A 26048-nucleotide genomic window follows, 5' to 3' on the forward strand; every position below is an offset into this window, starting at 1 on the left:
TTTTTAAATTTTATGTTTAGTATTATTAAAAATGACAAAAATTCTAATGCGAGACTTGGTGTGCTTGAACTTCCTCATGGGAAGGTTGAAACTCCGTGTTTCATGCCAGTTGGTACTTTGGGTGCAATGAAAGCTTTAAAGCATGATGTACTTGAAAAATTGGGATGTAATCTCATGCTTGCAAATACTTATCATCTTTATTTAAGACCTGGCATTGATGTGATAAAAAAATATGGAAGTTTACATAATTTTACAGCCTGGGATAAAAATTTTTTGACAGATTCTGGAGGATTTCAAGTATTTTCTTTAGCTAATTTTAGAAAGATTGAGACTGAGGGAGTAGATTTTAAATCGCATATTGATGGTTCTAGGCACTATTTTACACCTGAGAGTGTATTTAAAATGCAAGAAATTTTTGAGAGTGATATTATTATGGCGCTTGATATTTGTAGTTCTTATGGGATTGGTTACAGTGAGGCGAGTTTGTATACAAATATTACAACTTCTTGGGCTCGTCGTACATTGCGTGTTTATGAGAATAGAAAAGAAGGGTATGATGGTCTTTTATTTTTAATAACTCAGGGTAATTTTTTTAAAGATTTGAGAAAAAGAAGTACCGAGGCGATTTTAGAATTAGATAGTCCTGGTATCGCAATTGGTGGAATTTCTGTTGGGGAACCAAGAGATAAATACTTAGAAATTCTTGAATATAATTCTTCATTAATACCTAAGGTTAAGCCAAAGTATGTAATGGGAATTGGTACTCCTCACTATATATTAGATGCAATATATTATGGTATTGATATTTTTGATTGTGTTAATCCTACAAGAATTGCTAGGCATGGTTCACTTTTAACTGATAATGGAATATTGCGTATTAAGCGGGCTGAGTTTAGTTGTGATACTTGTCCTGTTGAGCGAGATTGTTCTTGCACTTTATGTACAAGGTATTCAAGAGGGTATTTAAGACATTTAATCAAATCAGAAGAAACTCTTGGAGTGATGTTGGCCAGTGAGCATAACATTCATTATATGCTTAGACTTATTAAAAAGGCTCGAAATGCAATTATGAATGGTGATTTTACAAAATTTAGAAAACTTTATTTAAGCAAATATGATGAAGGTAATTTTAATGAATAAAGATATTCTCTCAACAGTTATTGTTATGATTTCGATTTTTTTTTCACGTATAATGGGTTTTATTAAAATTAAGGTATTTTCTTACTATTTTGGGGCAAGTCTTGAGTCAGATATTTTTAATTATGTTTTTAATATTCCGAATAATTTAAGGAAGATTATTTCAGAAGGTGCAATGACTTCAGCTTTTATGCCGGAATTTACTCATGAGAGGAAAAAATCTAGTAAACATGCTATTGATTTTTTAAGACGAGTTATCACTTTTAATATTATAAGTATTAGTCTTATTATTTGCGTTATGATTCTTTTTTCTCGACAAATTATGTATTTTATATCTTCTTATAGAGGTAGTCATTTGGAATTGGCTAGTTATATGTTTAACTACTTAATACTTTATGTGTTATTTATAAGCTTATCATCGATATTTTCATCGGTTTTAAATTCTTATAAATTTTTTTTTATCTCATCTTTTTCGCCCGTTATGCTCTCTTTTAGCATTATATTAAGCATATATTTATTTTATAAGCAGTATGGAATCTATAGTGCTGTTATTGGAGTAATTGTTGGTGGGATTTTGCAATTTTTAGTTCAGATGATAAATTGTATTTATATTGGTCTTACATATAGACCAATGTTTAACTTTAATGATTCTTCATTTTTAAGATTTTTAAAAAGATGGGCGCATATGATTATATCAGCTTTAGTGGCAATTGCTACTCAGCAAATTTCATTTGCTTTGGCATCAGTCCTGGATATTGGGAGTGTTTCTGTTTTAAGTAATGCAATTGTTTATTATCAGCTTCCTGTTGGAATTTTTTATGTCTCTATTTCTACAGTTATTTTTCCTAAGATGGCAGAATATGCTTCTTTAGGCAATAATAAAGGATTAAATTTGATTTTGAATCATGGAATTGATATTTTGATTTTTATTTTGATTCCAATGTCATTTTTAATGTATATTTGGGCTGGTCCTATTCTAAATTTATTACTTACAGGGGGTAGATTTTCCGTATATGATACTCAAAGAACCGTTAACGTACTACAATATTTTTTAATTGGATTACCATTTTCTTCAATTTTTGGATTGTTTCAGAAATATTATTTTTCTATACGTAACTCAAAAATTCCGCTTTATTTTAATCTTCTTTTTGCTGCTATTGATATTACAATCTCAATTTTTGGTATTAACTTTTATAAAGTGGTAGACATTTTGCCTATTGCACAATCAATTTCTTTTGCTTTGTGTGTAGTTATTTTTTATTTCATTGGACTTAAGGGAGGGATGAAGCTTGAATTTGTTAGATCTTTATTAGCTCTTATTAAGGCATTTATTTCCCTTATTCCCTTATATTTATTTTATACTCTTTTTAAGAATTTTAAATGGGATATAGGATTTAGTTTCAATAATTTTTACTTGTTAAGTGTTTCAGGCGTAATTAGTATTGTTATTTTAATACTGTGTTATTATTTGCTTGGTGTTAATAAGGTTTTTAAGTTTATTAGTAGGGAAATTTTATGAGGTATTTAGAGCTTGTTTTTTTCTTTTATATTGTACTTGATGTTTTTGCTATTAAAGGGACAATATTGTCAATTAAATCTTTAGTGTCCCAGGATCATAAGATCGGTAAGGATATTATAGAAAATGATTTAAAGAGAGATGATACTCAAAATCCTGTTCTTGAAAATGTGAATTTAGATGTGAAGCGGGTAAATGATGTTATTTCTTATGGACTTGATGCCCAAGTTATTGAAATTATTAGTAGTCTTAAAAAATCAGGTGATGGTGAATATAATGTTTTGCTTAAAAAGAGATTGCAGAAAACTTTTAATATTGATCTTAAATTAGCAATTCTTGATTTGTTTTTATCACTTAAATATGCAGGAAGTGTTGATACTGCTAATTATATTCTTGATAATTATGAGAGTAATAGATATCCTAACAATTTGATCAATTTAGCAATTTTGTATCTTAAGGAATTTGGAAGTAAAAATTCTTTAAAAAAAACCCTTATTGATATCCTTGAAAATAAGGAAGGGAATATTGTTGCTACTGCTGCTTATTATCTTGGTGAGCTTTCTTCTCCTGAATATTCAAAAGATATGATGAATGTTTATGATAAATATTCTGGTAATGATGGAGTTAAATCGGCAATACTCATTGCTCTTGGAAAATCTGATGCTGTTGATTGTGCAGATAGATTTTATGAAATTTCTGTTGATAGTTATGAAAATTCAGCAATTAAGGCTTCAGCTATTAAGGCTTTATCATATCTTTTGCCTGAGAAAATAACAGAGAGAGCCGATTTGTATCTTCAAAATAATAATAACAATTATAATATTAAAATTGCTATTGTGGAGGCACTCTCAAGGGACGTATCTTTGAAATCAAAAGATATTTTACATGATTTTTTAAGAGATTCTGATGTTAACATTAGGATTAGTGCCGTTGAGGCTATTAAGAGTCATGGCGATATTGCTTCAAAAGAAGTATTAATTTATAAGATCAAAAACGATCCTTCTTTCAAAGTCAGGGAAGCATCAGGTAAAGCTTTAGTAGATATGGGGTCTAGTTATGAAGAGATACGAAATATAATGTTTGATTTTAGTGTTGAGAATAACTTTAAACTTACTATGTTTAGTTACCTTTTAGATAAAGATGTAAATTCTGCACATTTAATCGCTTTAAATCTCTTGGACAAGGAAAATATTAATAAACCTTCGAAGTTACTTACAAGTATTGCCATGTGTCTTGCAGCTAGGAAGGGTAATTTTGATAATTTTTATTCTAAGATCATTGAGAGTAAAAATATTGATTTAATGAATCTCGCAATTAAGGGTGCTGTTTATAATAAATCGGCATTACTCTCAGGTAAGCTTAAAGAGATCAAGAGAACAACTCGTTCGGAGTATTTAAGGAAACTTTTAACGAATTATTGATATAAAATTTTTAAAATTTCTGTTGCCGTTTCTTTTTTTGATATTTCAGGAAGTTTTTTAACGCTGTTTTTGTCTATTATATAAGTTTTGTTTAGGCTTGATCCAAAATATTTTAAGTCGTTTGCAATAATATAGTCTAAGTTTTTTGTTTTTAGTTTTTCTTTGGCTTTTTCTATTAAAATTTCATCTTTTTGAGCACAAAATCCAATAACAATTTGGTTTTTATTTTTGTTTTTACCTATATGTTTTATTATGTCCGGGTTTTTGATGAATTTAATATGAAGGTCTTCAATAGTATCTTTTTTGATTTTAGTCTTATAAATTTTCTCAGGTCTAAAGTCTGCAACAGCAGCAGCGCCAATTATAACGTCGAATTCTTGGTATATGTTTATTGCTTCTTTGTACATTTCTGATGCTGTTTTTATTTTAATAACGTTTATTCCATAAGGTGTTTTTTCATTGCTGGGACCTGTAATTATTGTTACTTGGGCTCCAAGATTTCGTGCTTCAGTGCCTAAACTGAAGCCCATTTGTCCTGTTGATTTATTTGAGAAGTAACGAATTGGATCTAATTTTTCTTCAGTTCTGGATGCGGTTATTAATATTTTTTTGTTTTTTAATGGTAATTTTGGCTCTAATGCGTTTAATATTATTTTTAAAATATCATTTTCATTTTTAAGTCGTCCAATAGCATTTAAGGAACATGCCAAGGATCCTTCATCAGGTTCAATAAATTTATAATTATATTTTTTTAGTTTTTTAATGTTTTCTTCTAGAATAGGGTTTTGATACATGATGTTGTTCATTGCTATTGCAAAATAAGTTGGAACAGTACTTGCAGATATAACTGTAGTTAAAGTATCATCAGCAATTCCTGCTGCAATTTTAGAAATGATGTTGTATGTTGCTGGCATAATTAATATTAAATTTGCCCATCTTGCCAAATTTATGTGTTCTACTTCTTCATGGCTTGTATTCCACAAGCTTTGAATCACTCTGTTTTTAGAGACTGTCTCTAGTGTTAAAGGAGTAATAAATTTAGTCGCGTTTTTTGTCATTATAACTTTGACATTATATCCCATCTTTACTAGACTTGAGATAATATAGGTTGATTTATAGGCTGCTATTCCCCCGCATACCCCGATTAATATATTTTTATGTTTCTTCATGTTTATTTTATATATTATAATATAATTATATTTAATATTTTCAAGGGGATTTTTAATTGATAAATAAAGTGTTTTTTGCAAGTATTATATATTTATTTCTATTTATTTGGTGGCTTTTATCAGCTTATTTATCTTACTTTCCTATTGATATATTTAATATTCCTCTTTGGTTTTTTTTATCATGTATCTTGTTTCCTATTTTCAGTTTGTTATTAGTGTGTTTTTTTATGATTATTTTTAAGAATGACTAAAGCATTTTTTTTATTTCTTATCTTTTTAATTTCATATTGTGCTTTTGGCATCTTTTTAGGAAAAAAAAGGGGAGGAGTGTCATTTTTACATAATTATTTTCTTGCAAATAAAGGTCTGAATTTTTTTGTAATGTCATTAGTTGTTGCTTCTACTTATGTTAGTGCTAGTAGTTTTATTTCAGGGCCTTCGGCTGTTTATAGATATGGATTGTCTTTTATATTTTTAGCAGTTATTCAAATTCCTACAAGTTTAATTTCATTTGTCATGATTGGTGAGAAATTGAATTTGGAAGCTAAAAAAGTTAATGCAGTAAATATTGTTGATTATATTGGATATAGATATCTTAGTCGATCTTTAGTTTTTATTAGTGGTTTGATAATAATTTTTTTCTCTTTGTTTTTAATCTCAGCTCAGCTTATGGGAGGTGCTAAACTTTTAGAGGTTTTTTTTCAAATTAATTATACTGATGCTCTTATTTTTTTCTCTCTATTTGTTTTTTTATATGTTTGCTTGGGAGGGTTTAAGATGATAGCATATATGGATTTAATACAAGGTATTTTGATGATCATAGCGTCTGTACTATTATTTTTAAGGTTGGTTGATTTGGGAGGTGGAATTAGTAATCTTTTTAAGATGGCTCGGTTGAATCTTAACGATGATCTATTTTTACCGTCAAATTTGGATTTGAAAATTGAATATATAATTTCTTTTTGGATACTAATAGGAATTGGGGTATTTGGGCTACCACAATTTGTTAATAATTTTATAGCATTTAAAGATGTGAAAGCTATTAGATTTTCTCTTCCTATTGTTACTTTTGTAATAGGATTTTTAGTTGTTATTATGCATGTAATAGGTTTTTTTTCTCTTATTATTTTTCCTGAATTAGAACCAAATGATAAAGTTGTCTTAAATGTAGCATTAAAGGTTTTAAATCCTAAAATATTTATATTATTTTTTGTAGGACTCTTATCAGCGATAATGTCTACGATAGATTCAGGTTTTCTTTTGCTGTCTTCTATTTTTGTAAAGACAATATTGTTATTAAGTAAAAATATTAGTGATAAGATTGGAATTAATAAAATTATTATTATTTCTAATGTTTGTTTTATGTTAATAATAGTTTTTTTATCTTTAAAACCACCTGACTTTTTGCTTTTTTTAAATATTTTCGCAATTGGAGCTTTGGAAGTTTCATTTTTTTCCATTATTGTTTTTGGACTTTATTTTAATTTTGTAAGTAAAATATCGGCTTTTATTTCTCAGTTTTTGGGACTTTTAAGTTATTTGATCATAGTTTTTTATGGTAAAGTAGGTAGTTATTATTTTCATCCTATTGTTCCTTCGCTCTTTATCTCTGTATGTTCATTTTTGATAACTAATTTTGTTTGTCAAAAATGTAGTAAAATTTAGTTGTATGTTATCTTTAAATGCTAGGGATGTTGGTAAATATAGTGTTATTAATGTTCTAAATAATGACGATGGTAAGAGACTTGATGCAGTGTTGATAAAATTTTTAAAATTTCCTAAATCTAAAATAATCAGGCATATTAGAAATGGAGATATTCTTTTAAATAATTTAAAGGTTTCTTTTTCGCATAGAATTTTTAAGGATGATGAAATTTATTTGTATAAACCTTTACTTCAGGGTTTGAGTTTAAACAGGGTAATAGTCAAAGATGATGCTGCTATATTAAGAGATATAAAGAAAAGAATAGTATATGAGGACACGGATTTGCTTGTAATTAATAAGAGAAAGGGAATTTTGGTTCATGGGGATAAATATTCACTTGATACTTTGATTGCTGCTTATCTTTTAGATGAAAGTCTTGGCTCTCTTAGTTTTAAACCCTCAGCTGTGCATAGATTAGATAGAAATACCTCAGGACTTATTATTTTTGCAAAAAATATAAATTCTGCAAGAATTTTAAGTCAGGCATTTAGTAGTGGTATTGTTATTAAAAAGTATCTTGCTTTACTTAATGGTGTGATTACAAAACCTTTGACTTATAAAAATTTCTTATACCGAGATAAGATTGCAAGAAAAACTTTTGTTATCAATGATATAGATAAATGTAATGCTATAACTGATATTAAACCAATTTTAGTGTCTAAGTCCTCAACACTTGCAGAGGTGTCAATTAAGACGGGATTTACACATCAAATAAGAGCACAATGTGCATTTAATAGACATGCCTTGATTAATGATAAAAAATATGATTCTCAATTTGTAAAAACCAATTACTTTTTACATTCTTTTTTGATAAAATTTAACCAGTCATTATTTTTAAGAAATGAATTTTTTGTTGAACCTAGTTCAGATTTTTTAAAACAGATAAGTAATATTTTTGGTGTATATGATTTTAAGGGATTTATTTGATAAGTGCACATTTAAAAATATTTTAGGTACAGTTAAGGACATTTCAATTGCTATTAAACATAAGTTTGTAAAAATTAAGGTTTATTCTTTAGTGGGTGTTGCTGGTACTGGAAAAAGTTTTAGATCCCATTTGATAGCAGATAAATATTCTATTCCTTTGATAATTGATGATGGTGTTTTAATAAAAAATATGAAAATTATTGCTGGGAGTTCTGCTAAATTTGAGAATAATATGTTTGATGCAATAAGACGTTCTATTTTTGAAGATGATGTTCATAGAAACGAAATTGTTGAAGCACTTCGCAGAGAGAATTTCAATAAAATATTAATATTGGGAACAAGTATTCGAATGATAGATAAAATAACCTCTAGACTTTTCTTACCCAGTTCTTCTAAAATTATTTATATAACAGATATTTCTACTAAAAGAGAAATAGAAAAGGCAAAAATTTCAAGACAAATGGGCGAACATGTTGTTCCAGCAGCTGCTTTTGAGATAACGTCTATTAAGCCTAATTTATTATTAGATTCAATACGAGTTTTTTTTAAAAGAAAAGGATTTTTATCAAAAAAAAGAAACTATATTCGTTCTATTGTAAAGCCTCATTTTCATGAAGAGGGTGGCATTTTATCTGTTTCTAAAAATGCTGTAAGACAAATTATTGAACATTGTGTTTCTGAATATAATGAAAATTATATTGTCTATAATTTGAAGATTAAAAAAAATCAGGGCAGTTATTCTTTTAAGCTTTTTTTAGATATTCCACTTGAAAATAATTTACTTAATGATGCGGAGATGCTTAGAAATTATATTATTGAAAACGTACTAAAATATACGGTAATTAATATATCTGGTATTGATGTTATTATACATAAATTTTATGATCAAGAAGGTGATTTGGAAAAGCATGATGAATGTTGACTTGGATAATTTGAGTAATATTTTTTTTGTAGGCATTAAGGGCTCTGGACTTTGTTCACTTGCTTGTTTTTTTAATGCTAAGGGGTATTTTGTAGAAGGTGTCGATGTTCCTTTAAAATTTCATACAGAAGATATATTAATTAGCAATAATATATCTTATTATGAAAATATTTATGAGTTTTCACTCAAGGTTCATAATAAATCATATGATATTTTAATATATTCACCGGCTTATGATAAGGATAATTTATCTGTTTTGTTAGAAGCGCGTGAACTTGGCATTCCTATTCTATCTTATCCTGAGGTTATTGGAAAGATTTCTAAAAAGTATTATAGTATTGGAGTTGCAGGTTCTCATGGCAAAACTACTACAGCAGCATTCTTGGGTCTATTGTTTAATGGTCTGGGATTACAGCCTAATGTAATATTAGGTGCTAGTGTTAAAGATTTTGGAGATAAATCTAGTCTTGTTGGTCAAAGCAATATATTTATTGCAGAAACTTGTGAGTATAGGAATCATTTTTTACACTTTTCACCGGATGTGATTGTTTTAACTAATATCGATTATGAGCATGTTGATTTTTTTGAAAATTATGAAGCAGTTGAGAATGTTTTCTTGCAGTATATTAATAATTTAAAGAAAAATGGAATATTAATAATAAATGCTGATGAAGTTAATTTTCTTGAAATTAAAAATAGAATTTTAAGAAAAGATATTAAAGTGTTTAGTGTTGGATTTAATTCTTTAGCTGATTTTAAGATTGAACATTTTGAGGTGATAGACGAGTTTTTGAAGTTTGATTTTTTGGGAGGTATTGATATTAGACTAAGGTCTCCTTTGATGCATAATGTTTTAAATTTTGCATTATCACTTTTGGCGTTAAAGTTATTTTTCGAGGAACATAAAAAATTGGTTTGGAGTTTTGATGATCGGATAAAGATGATAGCTAAAGAGTACATGGGCATAAAAAGAAGGATGGAATTTATCATGGAAAAAGATGGAGTTATATATCTTGATGATTATGCTCATCATCCAAAAGAAATTGAAAGTACTCTTTTGGGATTGAAGACTTTTTATAAGGGTAGGCGTATTATTTTAGATTTTATGCCACATACATTTACAAGGACAAAAGTTCTTTTTGGTGAGTTCGTTAAAGTTTTAAGTAAAGTTGATGTTTTGATTTTGCATAATATATATCTTTCAGTTAGAGAAGATTTTGATCCTAATAAACTTTCTAAAGAACTGTTTCTTGCTCTTAAAGATTTAAATCAAAATGTTTATTTTTTTAAGGAAGTAGTCGATTCTGTTGATTTTATAAAGGGTTTGTTAAAGAGAAATGATTTATTTGTTACAATGGGAGCTGGTAATAATTTTATTTTGCATGATTTTTTGTAAAGGTATTATGAATGAAAAGTATGACTGGATTTTTTCACTTAGAAAGAGTTGTTTCAAATTATATGTTTAGTGTTAACTTAAAATCTTATAATGGTAGGTTTTTAGAATTTAAATTTAAATTACCTGAAGTTTTATATGCTTATGAGCTTGAGATAAGGAATTTAATTTCAAATTATGTTAAAAGGGGCAATGTTTTCTTAAATGTAGGGTATAAAGAAATGATTCCCAATGTTAATTTTAGTTTAAATCCTCATTATATTGAAGCTATTTCTCACCTTAGAGATAGCTTATTGCATAGTAATTTAAACATTAAGGATGAATTGAGTCTTAGTGATTTTTTATCTCTAAGAGGGGCTTTAATTGTTGATGGGGGTGATGTTAATCAAGAAATGGTTTATCATGCTTTTAAGGAAGTTTTGGAAGAGACTTTATTAAATTATGATAAAAGTAGAACTTTTGAGGGTGAAAATACTAAACAAGATATAATTTCAATTCTTATGTTAATACGGAATGATTTAGAATTGTTAAAGGGATCTCAGAGTAGTATAAATAATAAACTTTTCTTAAGTCTTAAGGAAAATTTATTAAAATTAATGGATGATTTTAGTGATATTAATATTGCAGAAGAGGCTGCTAAAATGTCAATTCGATTAGATATTAATGAGGAAGTAGTAAGATTATATTCACATATAGATAATTTTTATCAAAATCTTGAAAATGAAGTATGTGGCAAAATTTTGGAGTTTATTGTTCAGGAAATGCATAGAGAGGTTACAACAATGAGCAACAAAGCCATTGATCTTGATATTAGAAATTTAGTTTTAAATATGAAATTAAATTTAGAAAAAATAAAAGAACATCTAAGGAATATTGAATGAGAATAGCTGTTTCTAGCAAGAGTGGTTGTGGTAATACAACTATTAGTGGAATGCTTGCAAAGCATTATGGTCTAAAGCTTATTAATTATACTTTTCATGATATTGCTAGAGAGAAGAATATGTCCTTCGATACGTTTTATGAGAAAGAAATCATTGGTAGAAATGATCATTATTGGGATGAATATCTTGATAATAAATTATTGGAGCTTTCAAAAGAGGATAATACAGTTCTTGCATCTCGTCTTGCAATTTGGCTTGCAAAAAATGCCGATTTAAAGATATATCTTTATGCTAAGATAGAAATTCGGACAGAGAGAATAATAAACAGAGAAGGCGGTATGTATTCTGATATTTTGAGGAGCACTTTCAATAGAGATTCTAATGATTCAAAGAGATATTTATCTGTATATAATATAGATATTGATAATTATTTAGATATAGCTGATTTTATAGTTGATACAACTGATAAATCTGCAAATAAAGTTTTTGAATTGATAAAGGATGAGATAGAGAATAGAGGTCTTATATATTAAGTAAATAAATTAAGGAGATTTTAGAGAAATGAAAATACCTTTAAAAGAGATACAAGATTTTGATGGCAATTATTATGAACTTGTTATGGCAGTGATAGTTCGTACAGATCAGATTATTGATCAAATTTCTTTAGCAGAACATGCTATTTCTGATGAGAGAGTAGTGAGTCAGGCTTTTAATGATATTGTAACAGGTCGATTTACGTATTCAATTGAAGAAAAATAAAATAGTTTTTATTTTTGGTCCTACGGCTGTAGGTAAAAGTGATATTTTATTCAATTTCCCAAAAGGTATAGCTGAAGTAATTAATGTCGATTCTATTCAAGTTTATAAAGAGTTTGATATTGCGTCTTGTAAGCCTAGTGTTGAATTGAGGTCTCATATAAAACATCATTTAGTGGATTTTTTGGAACCGATTAAAGAATATAATCTTGGAATTTTTTATAAAGAATCAAGCAAGATAATAAAGAATTTAAGAGATCAAAATAAGCTTCCTGTATTTGTAGGTGGGTCGGCTTTTTATTTTAAGCATTTACAATATGGATTGCCCAGTACACCGCCTGTTTCTTCTGAAATAAGATTTTATGTAAATAGTCTTTTTATTACAAGGGGGAAGGATTATCTCTTAGAGGAACTTAAGAGAGTAGACTTTGAAAGATATGAATCAATCAGTGAAAATGATATTTATAGAATTAAAAGATCGCTTGAAGTTTATTATCAAACAGGTATTCCAATTAGTCAATTTTTAAAAAAAGGTCAGATAATTGAGGATATTTTAGCTATTGGCCTGAAAAGGCCTATGGACGAGATGAGGTCTAGAATAATATCTAGGGTAGAGGATATGATTGATTATGGATTACTTGAAGAGATTAAGAGTTTATTAGGGAAAGGATACGATGAGACAACACCGGCTTTTAAAGGAATAGGGTATCGTGAATTTTTGTTGTGGAAGAGTAGACCTTATTTTATGTTAAATGATATAATAGATTTAATAGTTAAAAATTCATTTTTATATGTAAAAAGGCAGATGACTTTTTTTGATAAAATTCCTAATGTTTTGTGGTTTCATCCAGATGATGATTTAAGAGACATTTTGGATTTAATTTTTGTTTAATAAGGAGATATGAAGAGTGCCTTGCGGAAGAAAAAGAAAATTACAAAGAATATCTACTCATAAGCGAAAAAAAAAGAGAAGAAAGAATAGACATAAAAAGAAGAACAAGTAATAAAAATGTTAGTTGGTTTTTTACTAGCTAACATTTTTATATTATTAGTTTACTTAATTTAGTTTATTCAATAATAATATTATCTATTATATTTATGTCTTTACTAAAGATGTATCCTTTTTTTCCTTTGTAGGTTGCTAGTATCCATTTGCCTTTAATTCCGTATTTTTCTGTATTTTGCATTATTTTTTCAATTTTTACTATTTCGTCTTTTCTAATTATTGTTAGATAATTATAGTTAGTATTGTCCGTTTTAGTTACATTGTTTAAAATAGCATAATTTTTTGTTATGATTCCTACTTTTCTTGAAAATCCTAAAATACTGCTTTTGGGTAAGTTAAATTTTTTTATTAAAGAAATTTCTGATTTTTTGCTGCATGTTAAAAATATTATAGAGATTAAAGATAGTAATTTCATTTTCATAATTTTATTATATATGTTACTTGATATACATTTATATATAATAATATAATGTTTCTTTAGAAAGTGTAAGGATTATCAATGAAAAAATATATTTTTTTATTATTTTTATTTTTTCCTTCAAGTGCTTTAATATTCGCATATCCATTATCTTTTGGAGGGGGATTTGCTTATCAATTTACTAATTATACTAGCAAAAGTGATATAAGTAAATCTATAAAAAATTATAGTAGAGTGGATAATGGAATAAATCTAAGTTTATTCTTTGATGCTAATTATGTTATTTTGGATATCTCTTATAAAGATGCTTTTTTATCTAGTCATCATAGTAGATATTTTGCTTTTGGGCTTTATGGAATTTATCCTATTGTTTTTAAGGAATATGTTAGAACATTATTCCCCATTCTTGGGATTAAATATACACTTGATTTAAGTACTAAGAGACAAAATTTGGTGTTTTTGTCTTTAGGATTTGCTACGGATTTTTTCGTTCCTGAAGTTAAAGGACTTTATATTAGACCTTTATTTATGCTTTCAATTTCACCTACTTCTCTTTCTGTAAAGAATTTTTCTTCTCTCACAACTGAAGTTACTCTTGGAATTAATATTGGTTGGCAATTTCTCAGTTAGGCAGTTTTATTCCTAAGTGAAAAGGGACTATTCTCTCTTGTCCAAAAAGGTTAGATGTGGCATTAAGTTTATAAGCAGAGTTTTTGGATTTTGTTACAAGTGTGCTTGAACCACCTCCATCTAGATTAATAGAGTTGTTAATACCATAACTTAATGATAGATCTATTGCTTCATTTAACGAGATTCCTTTGCTATTATTAGCGCCTCTTCCTTCTACCGTTATTAGATATAGGTGTTTGTTTCCTTTATCACTACCTATTATTGTTCTTGGATGTTTATTTTCTTTAAAAATTTTTTTGTATTTTCCATTTTTGATTAAAGGAAAGAAGCCGCTAAAACCATAGTCAGAATTTTTGATTTCATCTTGCTTGGGATTTAATATTATTTGATTGTTTTTGATTATAATTATTCCTTGATCTTTTTTTGCATTGAAGATTATTTTTTTATCATATATGTATAAACCGTTAGGGTAAAATATATTGTCTTTAATCTCATATGGGCTAGTGTTAATAGCAATATCTACCTTGTTAGAAAGTAAAAATTGACTTGTTGTTTGTCCATTAAAGTAGTAATTATTATTTTTTGTATCATAAATAGGTTTTGATATTATGAACTTTAAATTTTTGTTTTTAATCTTGATAATGACGTAATTACTTTCTTTAAAAGAACCTTTAATGATTTCATATCTCATTTCCACATCTTCTGGATTGAATGATTTTTGTGCTGATAAGACGCTTACTGCCAAAATTAATATTATTACGCTTAAAAATTTTTTATTCATTTCTCTTTATTTTATAAGAATAAATGCTTTTAGGATAGTTGTTTAAAATTATGTTTTTTATCTTTAAAGAAGTTTTGTTATTTTTTATTCTTGAAATGTTATATAATTGATAAATTATTTTTATGTCTAACTCTTTATGTTTATGTAAGATGTCATTGATTTCGTCCTCGCTTATGTTTTCTTCATTGATTCTAAGTTTTAGTAACAAAATTTCGTTTTTTATGTTTTTATCTTTAGGCTCTTGTATTTTTTTTAAAAAATTATTAGCTTCTTCATATTTCTTTATTTTAAGTAAATATTTGACCATGAGTAGATAATGGTACTCTGAATTTAGATTTTTGATTGCATTTATTGTTTCGAGTTCTTTTGGTAAATTGTTATTTAAGTCGTATAGCATGTATAATTTATTTAATTTTTCCAAGTTTTCTTTATCTGTACCATATGTTAGAATAAAAGGAATTATTAATAACAGGATCAGCAATATTTTAGATTGTGTTAGGTTCATGTAATTTTATTTAAGATATTATACACTTTTTTAGTGAAAATAAGAAGAAAAATTTTATTTATTTCTTCTTATTCTTTGTGATTTAAGTTTTAGATTTTATATAATTTGAAATTTGTTCGGATTTTGCGCCGAATATTACTTGCACTTGATTTCCTAACGTAATGATTGTTCCAGTAGCTCCAAGCTGATTCATTAAATCTTTATTTACTAATAAGGGAGACTTGACGTCTACTCTTAATCGTGTAAAACATGAATCAATATCTGTTATATTGTCAATTCCCCCAAGAGCTTGAATAATTTTTTCAAAATTTTTGTTTTGAGATAGCTTGGAATCATTATTAGAAATTGTTTGCTGTTTAGTATTGTCTTCACGACCAGGTGTTTTAATTTGAAATGTTTTGATTAGTGTTATGAAAATAGTGAAGTATACAGTTCCAATTACAAGTCCTATTGGTAATATTAGTAAAGCATTTGTTGATTTTGGAAACATTAAGAAGTAATCTATTATTCCTGCTGAGAGTGAAAATGCTATGCGTATTTCAAGTATATTAGTAATTACTAATGATATTCCAGTTAAGATCGCATGTATTAGATAAAGTAAAGGTGCTATTAACATAAATGTGTATTCTATTGGTTCTGTAATTCCTGTTAAAAATGAGGTGAGTGATGCAGAGAGTAAAATACCACCTACTTCTTTTCTTCTTTCTTTTTTTGATGTTAAGTATATTGCAAGAGCTGCACCTGGTAGTCCAAACAGCATCACTGGATACATCCCTGATGTAAATGCGCCAGCGTTTGGATCCCCATTTAAATATCTTGTGATTTCTCCTTGGATGATATTGCCGTCATTTGTGGTATATTCTCCGAATACAAAATATACTAAAGTGTTTAAAAGCTGATGTAGGCCTGTTATTATGAGAAGTCTATTTAAGAAGCCGAATACAAATATTCCTAAATTACCAGCTTCTATCATCCAGTTTCCAATTTGATTAATAGTTATTTGTAGAGGTGCCCATATGAAAGCAAATATTATAGCAAGTATTGCAGACAATATTCCATTCGCTATTGGCACTAGTCTTTGCCCTGAAAAAAAACCTAAAAATTGTGGTATTTTATAGTTTATTATTCTATCGCTAAGCATGGCTGAACTTGTGCCTGTAATAATACCTCCCAAAACGGACATGTTAACAGGTTCTGATTTGCCGTTAATCATTATTGTAAATGTAGATAGTCCTGCATTTAAAATTAGGTATCCTACGGCCCCTCCAAGTGCTGCGGCTGCTTTATTATTTTTAGATAGTCCCATTCCAGTTCCGATTGCAAATAGTATGGGTAAATTCCCAAAAATGGCACTGCCTGATTGTTCCATTAATTTGCCAATTTGTCTAAGCATGTTAGAAGGTTCTGTAGTTTCTATTATGAGGTATCCAAAGCCAAGTAAAAGACCAGCAATTGGTAAAACGGCTGCAGGAGTTTGTACAGCTTTTCCTAGATTTTGTATATTTTTAATTAAATTATTCATATTTACCCTCCATTAATTTATATATTTTTTATTAGTTACAGTGTATATTAACTTTAAATATGATTCTAGATTAAATAAATTTAATTTATTTTTTTATTTGTTAATGTTTATTTTTACAATCTTAAATGTGATTTATGAATTTTTAAAAAAAGAAGTTTAGTTTTTTATAAACTTTATTTATTATTTTTTTAATAGGATCAAGTTTCTTAATATTGTCTTGGTTGTCGATCAGGTTTTTTATGCTATCCATTGATTCCTCGATTGCTATGATAAAGCTTTTTTGGGGTTTGAGCCAAAAATTGTCAGAGTAGTCACTTCTAAGTGATAAGAAGAGAACCGATTTTTTATTGGGATGTTTAATGAAATGCATAGTGCATGCTAAAATATTTTGCATCTTATCAATTTCATTAATGTTGATATTTGCGTTTTCATATGTTTTAATGAGCGACCAGTCTAATTCCATACCATTTACTATACGCATTATTTCTATTAATTGCTTATTTTTGAATATTATTAAATTTTCATGTGTTAATTTTGCAAGGACATTTCTTATTGCTTTTTCTTCTGAGTTTTTTAATCTTTTTGAGATTAATTCTTGAACTTCCTTTAAGCTAATTATTAATTGATTTTTATTTTCATTGTGAGTATTAAATTTCTTTCCCCCAATAATTATTTCATTTTCTAATAAATGTTTTTTACCTTTTTTTGCTATGTTTTTGTGGGTGTGATTTATTTTTTTATTTTCTTGTTGAGTATTTGTTTGTTCATTTTCTTCAAATTGAATATCATTGATCCATTCTTTTTTAAGTACCCCAATTGATCTGGCATATCTTTTACTTGTCTCTATTATTTCTCCTGCTACGAAATATTTTACAGAATCTGTGTTAATAAGTGATCCCGGATGGGTTACTATATTTTGGGCTTTGATTGTTTTATATTTATTTTTTGAAGTTTTAAAGCAAATATAATCTTTCATGCCTCTCATTATGGATTTTAAATACCCTTCGTAATCAATTTCATGTTTGTGTGCTATTGGTATGTTAAAGCTACTTACAATATTTTCAAGTTGTCTTTGTACGTTAGTAATTTCTTCAAGACCTTGTAAGTCTAAATAGTTGTCTTTAGCAAAGGTTTCTTTATTAATGGCTTTTTTATAATCTTCAAATATGTTAATAAATCCTATTAAGTCACCCAGTGGATTTTTGTATTTTAGATGGGCTTGTCTGGCTTCTATTTCTTCGTTTTGAGGTAGTAAGAAAATTCCACTTGTGGATAAAAATGATAGTCCAATTGTGGTTGGGTATATTGCTTGTTGATAGTTTATCATTGCTTCCACTAAAGCTCTTGAATGTATTGGTATTAGAGGAAATATGATCATATATTTCCCAATTTCCGTAAGTTCATTTTTTTCATTTATTGCATCTAAGGATTTTAATATGTCACTTGCTGTTTGAATAGATTTAATTGATGGTTTTGAAATGAAGTCAAATTTTGTAAAATTTCTAATTCCAATATCCGCCATTCTTAAGATTACTTCAGAGAGATCTGTTCTGTATATTTCTTCCTTTTGATATTCATCTCTTAATTGATATTCATCTCTTTTATATAATCTGTAGCATGTTCCCTTTGCAAGTCTTCCTGCTCTTCCTGCTCTTTGTGTTGCAGATGATTTTGAAATTGCTACTTCTTGCAGTGAGTAAGTGTGTGTTTTCATCTGAAATTTATTTGTTTTGACTTTTCCGCTATCAATTACTATCTTGATATTTTCAATTGTAATTGAAGTTTCTGCAATGTTTGTTGATACTATAATTTTTCTTTTATTCTTTGGTGTAGGCATAAATATTTGTTCTTGTGCTTCTTTTGCCATCCGACCATATAAAGGTAATATTATTAAGTCTTGTTTGGAATTCAGTTCATAAATTTCTTTTATCGTTTCTTTTATTTCTTTCTCTCCAGATAGGAATATAAGGATATCACCTTCTTTTTTTTCTTTGATTATACCACTAATTATTTCTTTTATTTTTAATATCATTGATTTTGATGTATTGAGTGGTGGTGGATTATAGATTATTTGTACAGGATAAGTAATTGTTTCTATGCTAAGTATTGGAGCGTTGTTAAAGTATTTTGAAAATACTTGTGTATTTATTGTGGCAGATGAGATTATGACTTTAAAATCATCTCTTTTGTTTAATATATCTTTAATAAGCCCTAGTATGAAGTCTATGTTTAAACTTCTCTCATGAGCCTCATCTATTATTATTACGTCATATTCATAAAGTAGGGTGTCTTTTTTGAGTTCTTGTAATAAAACCCCATCTGTCATTAATTTTATCTTTGTTTTAGAGCTTGTGACTTCTTGAAATCTTATTTTATATCCCACCTCTTCTCCAAGTTTAACTCCAATGTGTTTTGCAATATATTCTGCTATTGATATTGTGGCTATTCTTCTTGGTTGTGTTACACCAATTTTACCAAGTTTAATTAGTCCTGATTCATATATTATCCTTGGTATTTGTGTTGTTTTTCCACTTCCTGTTGGACTCTCTATTATTAAAACGTTGTTTGTTTTTAGATTTTTAATTAATTTATCTTTATACTTGTAAATTGGAAGTTCAAAGTCATTCATATCCTACATTAGTCCAAAAATATAAGTTGCATCTATTTGATTAAGGTCAATATCAGTAGGCAAATCGACCTTTTTCCTCTTAATTTTAGCATAAAATCTATCATTTTGTTTGTAAACATAAATTTTATTTCCAACTTTATTTTTTGCTAGTGGTATTATTTTTACAATAATTCCGTTTTTTTCTAGTTTTGCATCTAGCAGTTTAATTGATTCTTCTAGTGTTATTTCGTATGCTTTTGTGTCTTTTTTTAATGGGCATATTATGCTGTTGTTTTCAGTTTTAATATAATCTCCAAAAACCCCTTTTGTAGCAATTATTTTTTCATGAGTTTTTGGATATTCGCCAATTATTTTTGGAAGTGAGAGTAATTTGAGAGCAAGTTCTAGGGTTATATTTTCATGTTCTATGTTTTTTGTTGACATTTTTTTAGCTTTTATTATTTTAGGTTTTTTGGGTTTACCTGTTTTTGTGAATTCTTGTGGAGCATAAATATCCTCTCCAAGTTGGACAATTCCTCCATATTTTGAGTTTTTATATATTACATTAAGTCCTGTTTCAGGATCAATTCCTAATATATTAGGTTGTATTTCTTTTTCTGATATTATTTTTTTTATTTCATCTTCTTTGTATAAGTTTTCCAATGGTGTTGTTATATTGATCGCATAATTATTTCCATTAAAAATTAAATAAGGACCAAACTTGCCAAGATTGACTTTATAACTAAATTTTTTGTTATTAGTGTATTCATAGACTATTCTAAATTCTTCAGGGCTAATAATGGGTTCTATTTTATTTATTGTATTCTTAAGACCTTCTTCTCCATTATAAAATTTATTTAGGTATTTTATTTTGTCTAGTGTTCCTATTGCGATTTTATCTAGGTTTTCTTCCATGTGGGATGTAAATTTTAGTTCAATTAGTACTGGGAAATATTTTTTTAAGAGATTGATGACAGCAGCTCCTTTTATTGTTGGAATTAGTGTGTTATTCTGTTTAAATATATATTCTCTTTCAAAGAGTGTTGAGATAATAGTAGAATAAGTTGAAGGACGTCCTATACCTTCCTTTTCAAGTTTTTGCACAAGTGATGCTTCTGTATATCTAAGTGGAGGTTTTGTTTCATGCTCTTCTGATTTTACGTCTAAGATGACAAATTTATCACCTTCTTTTATAAGAGAAAAATCTATGATACTGTTTTCATAAGGCTCTTTACTGTTTTTTAGAAATCCATCAAAGATGATTGTTGTGAAACTTGTTTTAAAGGTTAAATTTTCATACTTCAATGTTATTTTAATAATTTTTTTTCTTGCATCTTTCATTACGGATTCAATAGTTCTATCCCATATTATTTTATATATTTCTCTAGCAGTTTCGCTTTCTATTTGTATTTTTTCAGGAGAAGTAAAGAGTTCAGAAGGTCTTATAGCTTCATGTGCATCTTGAGCCATTTTAGCTTTGGCATATAATCTATCATTTGTTTCTATATATTCTTCACCATATTTTTGTTTTATAATAGTTTTTATTTTTTCTCTTGCGGTCTTGGCAATGTTATAAGAATCTGTTCTTATGTAAGTTATATAGCCGTTCTCATACAGTTTTTGTGCGTAATTCATAATTTGTTTGGTTCCTATTTTTAATCGTCTGTTTACTTCTTGTTGAAGAGAAGATGTAATGAATGGTTTAGGAGGAGTTTGTTTTATTTCTTTTGTTTCAATTGAAATCACCTCGATCTCTTTTATGTTATTTAACTCCTTTGTGAGCATATTCATTAATGTTTTATCTATTACAATTGTTTTGTCAGGATCGTGTAAAGCCCCTGTGTCGTTTACAAAGTCTTTGCTCTCAGCTACATTTTTGTTCTTAATCTTTTCAAGTATTGTTTTAATCTGTATATCATTTTTGTTGTGTTTGCATTCAAGTGTAACAGAATAATAATTGGCTTTTTTAAAATTTATTCTTGTCATTTCTTTTTCTATGATTAATTGAAGGCCAACGGATTGTACTCTTCCGGCTGAGAGTCCGTAAGCAATTTTTTTCCAAAGTAGAGGAGAGATAGTATATCCATAAAGTCTATCTAGTATTCTTCTTGTCTCTCCGGCATTAACGAGATTCATGTTAATTTCTCTTGTGTTATTTAGTGAATCGATTATTGCACTTTTTGTAATTTCATGAAATACCATTCTTTTATAATTTTTAATTTGTAATACTTCTTTTAAATGGAATGCTATTGTTTCACCTTCTCTATCTTGGTCAGTGGCAAGATAGATTTCATCTTTCTCTTTTATGAGGTTTTTGAGTTTTTCAATTACTGTTTTTTTGTTGTTTGGGATAATGTAGAGCGGTTTAAAGTCATTTTGATGATCTATAGAGAGAGTTGCCCATTCAAATTTTTTGTACTCTTCAGGTATTTCTTTAGCACTGTTTGGCAAATCTCTTATATGTCCTATGCAGGCTTCTACTAAGAATGAGTTGTCAAGATATTTCTTGATTGTTATTGCTTTTGTTGGTGATTCTACTATTATTAATTTTCTTTGTTGCATAAAACCCTTATATATATATAATATAACATAATGTATAAATTGTTGTAATTTTTCAGTAAAAATAATGCGGTATTTATGAGTACTTATAGAGTTTTACATACGTCTGATTGGCATATTGGTAAAAAAATTGGATATTTTTCTAGGATTGGTGAGCAACAGAAGTTTTTAAGTTTTTTATTAGGATTTATTAAAAATGAAAAAATTGATCTTTTACTTATTGCTGGTGATATTTATGATTCAAAGAGGCCTGGACTTGAAGAACAAAAATTAATAAATGATTTTTTTTACGAATTATCTTTTACTTCTTGTAAATGGTGTGTAGTTATTACTGGAAATCATGATAAAAGAGATTATTTTAATATTAATAAAAAGATACTCTCAAGATTTAATTTTTTTTTAGTTACTGGAAATGAACTTTCTAGTCAAGTGGTCTTCTTAGAAGACCGTGGTGATATTAAGTTTATTATTGTTTGCATGCCTTATATAAATGAAAGACTTATTGTGGATCAAGATTGTAAAAATATAGAACTACATAACGATATCTTTCTTAAAAACCTTGAAAAGGCTTATAAAGAGCAAATATCAAATATTATTGGGTCCCTTAATGGGCAGCATCTTCATATTCCTAGAATATTGATTGCACATTCTTTTTTTTCTAATAGTAGTGTAGTTGGTAGTATTGGAAATAATACTATTTTACCTGTGAGTGTTTTTGGCAATAATTTTTCTTATGTTGCGCTTGGACATATTCATAATTTTAAAAAGTTAAAAGATAATGTAGTTTATTCAGGTTCACCAATTCAGTATTCATTTGATGAGGATATTAAAAAATATGTGAATGTCTTGTTTTTTAGTGAAAGTAAATTGGTTGAGCAAAGTAAGGTTTTACTTCCTGTATTTGGTAAATTGTATCTTTTACAAGGTTCTTTTGATGAGGTTATGAAGGATTTACATAAGATTAAGAATGAAATTTCTTGTTTGTGTTACTTAAAAATCGAGCTTCATGAAAAAGTGGATGCGGAATTTGAAGAGCAGATTTATGATTTTGCAAAGACAAGTTTAATCAATATATTTGATATTTATTATCATTGTGTAGATTCAGAAGAAGAGTCCTTAAAAGAAGGGCGAATGTTGCTTAGTAGAGATGAAGTACTAAGTAGGGATGAGAAGTATTTTTTCCAGGAAAAATTAAAAAAAGATATTAAGAATGGTTTTAGGAGAGGAAATAAATTTAGGGAAGAAGAACTTATTGCTCTTTTTGAAGAAGTATTACTTAAAGGAAGAGCAGGCAAATATGAGGATAAATAAGTTAGTATTTAAAAATATTGCTTCTTATAAAGGTGAATATGAGATCAATTTCGATGTTTCTGTTTTAAAAAAGTCGGGAATTTTTTTAATTTCTGGAAATACTGGAGCTGGAAAAAGTACAATTTTGGATTGTATTACCCTTGCTCTTTATGCACGAGTTTATAGACTTGATAAAAATATTTCAGATTCAATTTCGAAAGGTTTTGATAGTGCTTATGTTAAACTTACTTTCACTGTTTCTGGAAAAATTTATGAGTCATTTATTGAACTTAATACAAGACAAAAGGAAACACCAAAAAATATGGTACTTACTTGTTTTAGTGATGGGAATTTGATTGATAATAAAGATGATGTTTTATCTTATATAAAGAGTCTTTGTAGGTTAGATTTTGAACAGTTTTGTCAAACTGTTATTTTGCCTCAAGGTAATTTTCAGGAGTTTTTAACTTCAAAGCCAAAAAATAAAATAGCAATAATTGACAATATTTTTAATTTAAAAAAGTATGATGATATAGAAATTTTTTTAAAGAAAGAATTAGAACTTACAAAATTCAATAAAGAAAGATTAGTATTTTTAGATACGGAAGAGAGAAATAGACTGAGCATTAATAAAAAAAAAATAAATGAATTGACTGAATCTTTGAATTTAATTGATGTAGGAGTTGTAAGAGAAAATCTTGACAATATTTATAAGTTGATAGTTATTTGTGAAAAAATAATAAAGTTCAATCAAAATTATTTAGATATTCAACATAGGATAGATAATTTAGGATTGGAATTATCTTCGAAAGTTGTGTTCGGAAAGAAGTTAAATCATGAGTATTTTTTGCAGAAAAAGATTAAATTAGAATTAGATGAAAAGCTTAAGTTTTATAATTCTAATGATTTTTTGGATTTAAAAATTTTTGTTCAAAGGCAAAGCGAACTATTAAATGATAAAGATCGGTTTTCGTTAGAGCTTTTAAGTATTCAAAGGAACTTAGAGGAATTTAAATATTTGAATTTAGACAATTTTAATTTTGATTATGTAAAGGAATTATATTATGAGAATGTTATTTTATGTGAGATGAATTTTGATGAAGAGGCTTATGATAGATTGCTTGTAAAAGAGAGGCAATTGGAAGCTCAAAGAAAAAAATTATCAGTAGAACAAAAGAGAAAAAACGTCGAAATTAAAAGTATTAATTCAGAAAAAATATCATTTGATTTTGATAAGTATGTTTATTATAAGGCATTAAAGTTATTGAAGGGTTTTTATGAAGAATTAATATTGAGGTATAAAAATGGATTAGACTTATTGTTACAGTCAAATGATAGTGGTTTATCACAACCTATTGAGATAAATATTAAAATTGATTTATATAGAAATTTTTTAGAACATCTTAATAGCAATAGACAGTCTGTTGAGAAAGATATAGATGAGCTTAAACATCATGAAGATGCATATAAAGTATATCAAGGAAAAGAAAAATTAAAAATCAATAGTTTAAATGAGCTCTTAAAATTGAATTCAAAGCTTCAAATTTTGCAATCTGAGTTAGATATTCTTAAAATTGCTATCTTGCATAATAGAGAAAATAAAATTAAATGGGAGGGTTGTGTCTTAAATTTTAAGAAAAATAATGCAGAAATTTTAAAAAGAATTGGTCAAAATTTATTTCGAAAGTATATAGATTATTCTAATAAGGATAAGATTTTGATTTTTGAAAGTAAACTTAAGGAAGTTACAGCTTTAAAATTAATGTTCAATGATTTAAATTCTAAAATTTCTTTAAAGGAAGTAGAAATTAAAGAAAATTTAGGTAAGATAAAAAATTTATTATCTAGTGTTAATTTAAAGATAAGTCTAATTGAGCCTGCTTTAATTGAGAGAGAGTTTGAAAAAGTTTTAAGGTTTAAAAGAGACATAGAAAATGATCATGTTAAATTGAGTTTGTGTCTTGATAATATAAGTAATGAAAAACTTAAACTTGAGAGTCAAATTGAGATTATGAAACAAACCATATTAGGTTTTAAAATGGAGCTTAAAGATGAACTTGCTGAGTTTACTTCTAGTTTTGTTGATTTTAAAAGATCAATTGAAGGTGTTTTTTGTACTAAGGATCCTATTTTTTCACTTGATTCTTTAAACCCTAGTAAGAATAGTTTAGAGCATTTTATGAGGTTGAAATCCAATTTTATATCTCAGATCGAGATTCTCTCTAAGGATATTAGTAAGTATGAGGCAAATTTTTCAAGCTTGCAGGTTCTTAAAGCAGAACTTAATGCACATGAGATTAATTTAGAGAATATTAAGAGTGAATTAAGTAGTGTAAATGAGCGTAATGATAAATTGGAAATTTTAAAAAAAGTTGTTACTATTTCTCCTAGTTTAAAGTATTATGTTCAGAGTTTTTTGATTGATGAGATTTTAAGTATATCAAATAAAAAGTATTTAAATATTATTCTGCCTGATTTTGAGCTTGAAATTAATACAAATAGTAAAGATTTTAATTTCTTAGTTAAAAGCAAAAAAGATGGAAATATGACTCGTAGTGTTAAAACACTATCTGGTGGTGAGAAATTTCTTGTATCTTTATCACTTTCTCTAGCTCTCTCAGACATGATAAGAGATAGTGATCTTAAAATAGAAGCATTTTTTCTTGATGAGGGATTTGGGAGTCTTGATGAGGATACTTTAAAAATGGTTATTCCAAAGATTTCTGATTTGCAGCGTGTTGATGGGCGTCAAATTGGTATAATATCTCATGTTTCTTATTTGAAGGAAGAGATTAAGACCCAGATAGTTATAAGTAAAATTTCAACAGGTTCTAAAATTACTATAGAGAGTTTATAATTTTTTATTGTATAATTACTTGAGTATTTTGAAATATGGAGATTT

General features: G+C 27.5%; 22 protein-coding genes. 15 read left to right on the top strand and 7 right to left on the bottom strand.

What is annotated here, in order from left to right; genetic code table 11:
- Positions 1 to 12: 12 nt before the first annotated feature.
- The 3 genes from tgt to bpuSUM_RS04130 are packed head-to-tail and all read left to right on the top strand — an operon-like array spanning position 13 to position 4074.
- Positions 13 to 1140 carry a tRNA guanosine(34) transglycosylase Tgt gene (tgt, locus tag bpuSUM_RS04120; protein ID WP_247066102.1) on the top strand — a complete coding sequence of 376 codons (1128 nt, stop codon included), beginning with the start codon at positions 13 to 15 and terminating at the stop codon, positions 1138 to 1140.
- Complete coding sequence (murJ, locus tag bpuSUM_RS04125) at positions 1133 to 2656, top strand: murein biosynthesis integral membrane protein MurJ (protein WP_247066104.1); 1524 nt, start codon at positions 1133 to 1135, stop codon at positions 2654 to 2656. Before tgt ends, murJ begins: the two co-directional genes overlap by 8 nt.
- Entirely contained in the window at positions 2653 to 4074 is a 1422-nt protein-coding gene (locus bpuSUM_RS04130) for a HEAT repeat domain-containing protein (protein ID WP_247066106.1), read from the top strand. Before murJ ends, bpuSUM_RS04130 begins: the two co-directional genes overlap by 4 nt.
- Here bpuSUM_RS04130 and coaBC read toward each other — a convergent pair.
- The gene (gene coaBC / locus bpuSUM_RS04135; RefSeq protein WP_247066343.1) at positions 4068 to 5243 is read right to left on the bottom strand and encodes a bifunctional phosphopantothenoylcysteine decarboxylase/phosphopantothenate--cysteine ligase CoaBC; all 1176 of its coding nucleotides are present in this window, start codon (positions 5241 to 5243) and stop codon (positions 4068 to 4070) included. The genes bpuSUM_RS04130 and coaBC overlap by 7 nt on opposite strands.
- A gap of 68 nt (positions 5244 to 5311) precedes the next feature.
- Here coaBC and bpuSUM_RS04140 point away from each other — a divergent pair, with 68 nt between their 5' ends.
- From bpuSUM_RS04140 to miaA, 9 genes are read left to right on the top strand one after another with little or no spacing between them, the layout of a single operon-like run.
- Positions 5312 to 5494 carry a DUF997 family protein gene (locus tag bpuSUM_RS04140; protein ID WP_247066345.1) on the top strand — a complete coding sequence of 61 codons (183 nt, stop codon included), beginning with the start codon at positions 5312 to 5314 and terminating at the stop codon, positions 5492 to 5494.
- Complete coding sequence (panF, locus tag bpuSUM_RS04145) at positions 5487 to 6908, top strand: sodium/pantothenate symporter (RefSeq protein WP_247066108.1); 1422 nt, start codon at positions 5487 to 5489, stop codon at positions 6906 to 6908. The genes bpuSUM_RS04140 and panF overlap by 8 nt, the downstream gene beginning before the upstream one ends.
- A 4-nt stretch (positions 6909 to 6912) precedes the next feature.
- On the top strand, positions 6913 to 7875 hold the full coding sequence (locus bpuSUM_RS04150) for an RluA family pseudouridine synthase (RefSeq protein WP_247066110.1): 963 nt from the start codon (positions 6913 to 6915) through the stop codon (positions 7873 to 7875).
- Positions 7853 to 8797: a hypothetical protein gene (locus tag bpuSUM_RS04155; protein WP_247066112.1), complete on the top strand. Its 945-nt coding sequence runs from the start codon at positions 7853 to 7855 to the stop codon at positions 8795 to 8797. The genes bpuSUM_RS04150 and bpuSUM_RS04155 overlap by 23 nt, the downstream gene beginning before the upstream one ends.
- The gene (gene murC / locus bpuSUM_RS04160; RefSeq protein ID WP_247066347.1) at positions 8787 to 10193 is read left to right on the top strand and encodes a UDP-N-acetylmuramate--L-alanine ligase; all 1407 of its coding nucleotides are present in this window, start codon (positions 8787 to 8789) and stop codon (positions 10191 to 10193) included. The genes bpuSUM_RS04155 and murC overlap by 11 nt, the downstream gene beginning before the upstream one ends.
- Positions 10194 to 10204: 11 nt before the next feature.
- On the top strand, positions 10205 to 11071 hold the full coding sequence (locus tag bpuSUM_RS04165; protein ID WP_247066114.1) for a YicC/YloC family endoribonuclease: 867 nt from the start codon (positions 10205 to 10207) through the stop codon (positions 11069 to 11071).
- A complete protein-coding gene (gene cmk, locus bpuSUM_RS04170) occupies positions 11068 to 11604 on the top strand; it encodes a (d)CMP kinase (protein ID WP_247066116.1) in 537 nt (178 codons plus the stop codon). Before bpuSUM_RS04165 ends, cmk begins: the two co-directional genes overlap by 4 nt.
- 28 nt (positions 11605 to 11632) lie before the next feature.
- A complete protein-coding gene (locus bpuSUM_RS04175) occupies positions 11633 to 11830 on the top strand; it encodes a DNA-directed RNA polymerase subunit omega (protein ID WP_247066118.1) in 198 nt (65 codons plus the stop codon).
- Positions 11817 to 12719: a tRNA (adenosine(37)-N6)-dimethylallyltransferase MiaA gene (miaA, locus tag bpuSUM_RS04180; RefSeq protein ID WP_247066120.1), complete on the top strand. Its 903-nt coding sequence runs from the start codon at positions 11817 to 11819 to the stop codon at positions 12717 to 12719. Before bpuSUM_RS04175 ends, miaA begins: the two co-directional genes overlap by 14 nt.
- A gap of 175 nt (positions 12720 to 12894) precedes the next feature.
- Here the strand turns inward: miaA and bpuSUM_RS04185 are convergent, their stop codons facing one another.
- Complete coding sequence (locus bpuSUM_RS04185) at positions 12895 to 13254, bottom strand: hypothetical protein (protein ID WP_247066121.1); 360 nt, start codon at positions 13252 to 13254, stop codon at positions 12895 to 12897.
- A gap of 78 nt (positions 13255 to 13332) precedes the next feature.
- On the opposite strand from bpuSUM_RS04185, the gene bpuSUM_RS04190 reads away from it, so the two are divergent.
- Positions 13333 to 13881, top strand: a complete 549-nt coding sequence (locus bpuSUM_RS04190; RefSeq protein ID WP_247066122.1) for a TDE1717 family outer membrane beta-barrel protein — start codon at positions 13333 to 13335, stop codon at positions 13879 to 13881.
- Here bpuSUM_RS04190 and bpuSUM_RS04195 read toward each other — a convergent pair.
- The 5 genes from bpuSUM_RS04195 to topA all read right to left on the bottom strand — a co-directional run bounded on the left by bpuSUM_RS04195 (position 13874) and on the right by topA (position 21859).
- Positions 13874 to 14521: a phosphodiester glycosidase family protein gene (locus tag bpuSUM_RS04195; RefSeq protein ID WP_430644655.1), complete on the bottom strand. Its 648-nt coding sequence runs from the start codon at positions 14519 to 14521 to the stop codon at positions 13874 to 13876. The genes bpuSUM_RS04190 and bpuSUM_RS04195 overlap by 8 nt on opposite strands.
- 133 nt (positions 14522 to 14654) lie before the next feature.
- Positions 14655 to 15167, bottom strand: a complete 513-nt coding sequence (locus tag bpuSUM_RS04200; protein WP_247066126.1) for a hypothetical protein — start codon at positions 15165 to 15167, stop codon at positions 14655 to 14657.
- A gap of 82 nt (positions 15168 to 15249) precedes the next feature.
- Entirely contained in the window at positions 15250 to 16689 is a 1440-nt protein-coding gene (locus bpuSUM_RS04205) for a PTS transporter subunit EIIC (RefSeq protein ID WP_247066129.1), read from the bottom strand.
- Positions 16690 to 16831: 142 nt separating this feature from the next.
- Positions 16832 to 19318: an ATP-dependent RNA helicase gene (locus bpuSUM_RS04210; RefSeq protein WP_247066131.1), complete on the bottom strand. Its 2487-nt coding sequence runs from the start codon at positions 19316 to 19318 to the stop codon at positions 16832 to 16834.
- Between the two features lie 3 nt (positions 19319 to 19321).
- Positions 19322 to 21859 (bottom strand): type I DNA topoisomerase, encoded by a 2538-nt coding sequence (gene topA, locus bpuSUM_RS04215; RefSeq protein WP_247066133.1) that lies wholly within the window; start codon positions 21857 to 21859, stop codon positions 19322 to 19324.
- A 75-nt stretch (positions 21860 to 21934) separates the two neighbouring features.
- Between topA and sbcD the strand changes: the two genes are divergently transcribed.
- Entirely contained in the window at positions 21935 to 23167 is a 1233-nt protein-coding gene (gene sbcD, locus bpuSUM_RS04220) for an exonuclease subunit SbcD (protein ID WP_247066134.1), read from the top strand.
- Entirely contained in the window at positions 23154 to 26003 is a 2850-nt protein-coding gene (locus tag bpuSUM_RS04225; protein ID WP_247066136.1) for an AAA family ATPase, read from the top strand. Before sbcD ends, bpuSUM_RS04225 begins: the two co-directional genes overlap by 14 nt.
- Positions 26004 to 26048 lie beyond the last annotated feature (45 nt).

This window comes from Borrelia puertoricensis, assembly GCF_023035875.1.
GTDB lineage: Bacteria > Spirochaetota > Spirochaetia > Borreliales > Borreliaceae > Borrelia > Borrelia puertoricensis.

Coding starts and splice junctions, on each gene's coding strand:
- tgt (WP_247066102.1), top strand. CDS start 13: ATGTTTAGTATTATTAAAAATGACAAAAATTCTAATGCGAGACTTGGT.
- panF (WP_247066108.1), top strand. CDS start 5,487: ATGACTAAAGCATTTTTTTTATTTCTTATCTTTTTAATTTCATATTGT.
- bpuSUM_RS04210 (WP_247066131.1), bottom strand. CDS start 19,318: ATGAATGACTTTGAACTTCCAATTTACAAGTATAAAGATAAATTAATT.
- bpuSUM_RS04225 (WP_247066136.1), top strand. CDS start 23,154: ATGAGGATAAATAAGTTAGTATTTAAAAATATTGCTTCTTATAAAGGT.
- bpuSUM_RS04185 (WP_247066121.1), bottom strand. CDS start 13,254: ATGAAAATGAAATTACTATCTTTAATCTCTATAATATTTTTAACATGC.
- bpuSUM_RS04205 (WP_247066129.1), bottom strand. CDS start 16,689: ATGAATAATTTAATTAAAAATATACAAAATCTAGGAAAAGCTGTACAA.
- bpuSUM_RS04155 (WP_247066112.1), top strand. CDS start 7,853: ATGATTTTAAGGGATTTATTTGATAAGTGCACATTTAAAAATATTTTA.
- bpuSUM_RS04130 (WP_247066106.1), top strand. CDS start 2,653: ATGAGGTATTTAGAGCTTGTTTTTTTCTTTTATATTGTACTTGATGTT.
- bpuSUM_RS04200 (WP_247066126.1), bottom strand. CDS start 15,167: ATGAACCTAACACAATCTAAAATATTGCTGATCCTGTTATTAATAATT.
- bpuSUM_RS04150 (WP_247066110.1), top strand. CDS start 6,913: ATGTTATCTTTAAATGCTAGGGATGTTGGTAAATATAGTGTTATTAAT.
- bpuSUM_RS04190 (WP_247066122.1), top strand. CDS start 13,333: ATGAAAAAATATATTTTTTTATTATTTTTATTTTTTCCTTCAAGTGCT.
- bpuSUM_RS04175 (WP_247066118.1), top strand. CDS start 11,633: ATGAAAATACCTTTAAAAGAGATACAAGATTTTGATGGCAATTATTAT.
- topA (WP_247066133.1), bottom strand. CDS start 21,859: ATGCAACAAAGAAAATTAATAATAGTAGAATCACCAACAAAAGCAATA.
- sbcD (WP_247066134.1), top strand. CDS start 21,935: ATGAGTACTTATAGAGTTTTACATACGTCTGATTGGCATATTGGTAAA.
- bpuSUM_RS04165 (WP_247066114.1), top strand. CDS start 10,205: ATGAAAAGTATGACTGGATTTTTTCACTTAGAAAGAGTTGTTTCAAAT.
- coaBC (WP_247066343.1), bottom strand. CDS start 5,243: ATGAAGAAACATAAAAATATATTAATCGGGGTATGCGGGGGAATAGCA.
- murC (WP_247066347.1), top strand. CDS start 8,787: ATGAATGTTGACTTGGATAATTTGAGTAATATTTTTTTTGTAGGCATT.
- cmk (WP_247066116.1), top strand. CDS start 11,068: ATGAGAATAGCTGTTTCTAGCAAGAGTGGTTGTGGTAATACAACTATT.
- murJ (WP_247066104.1), top strand. CDS start 1,133: ATGAATAAAGATATTCTCTCAACAGTTATTGTTATGATTTCGATTTTT.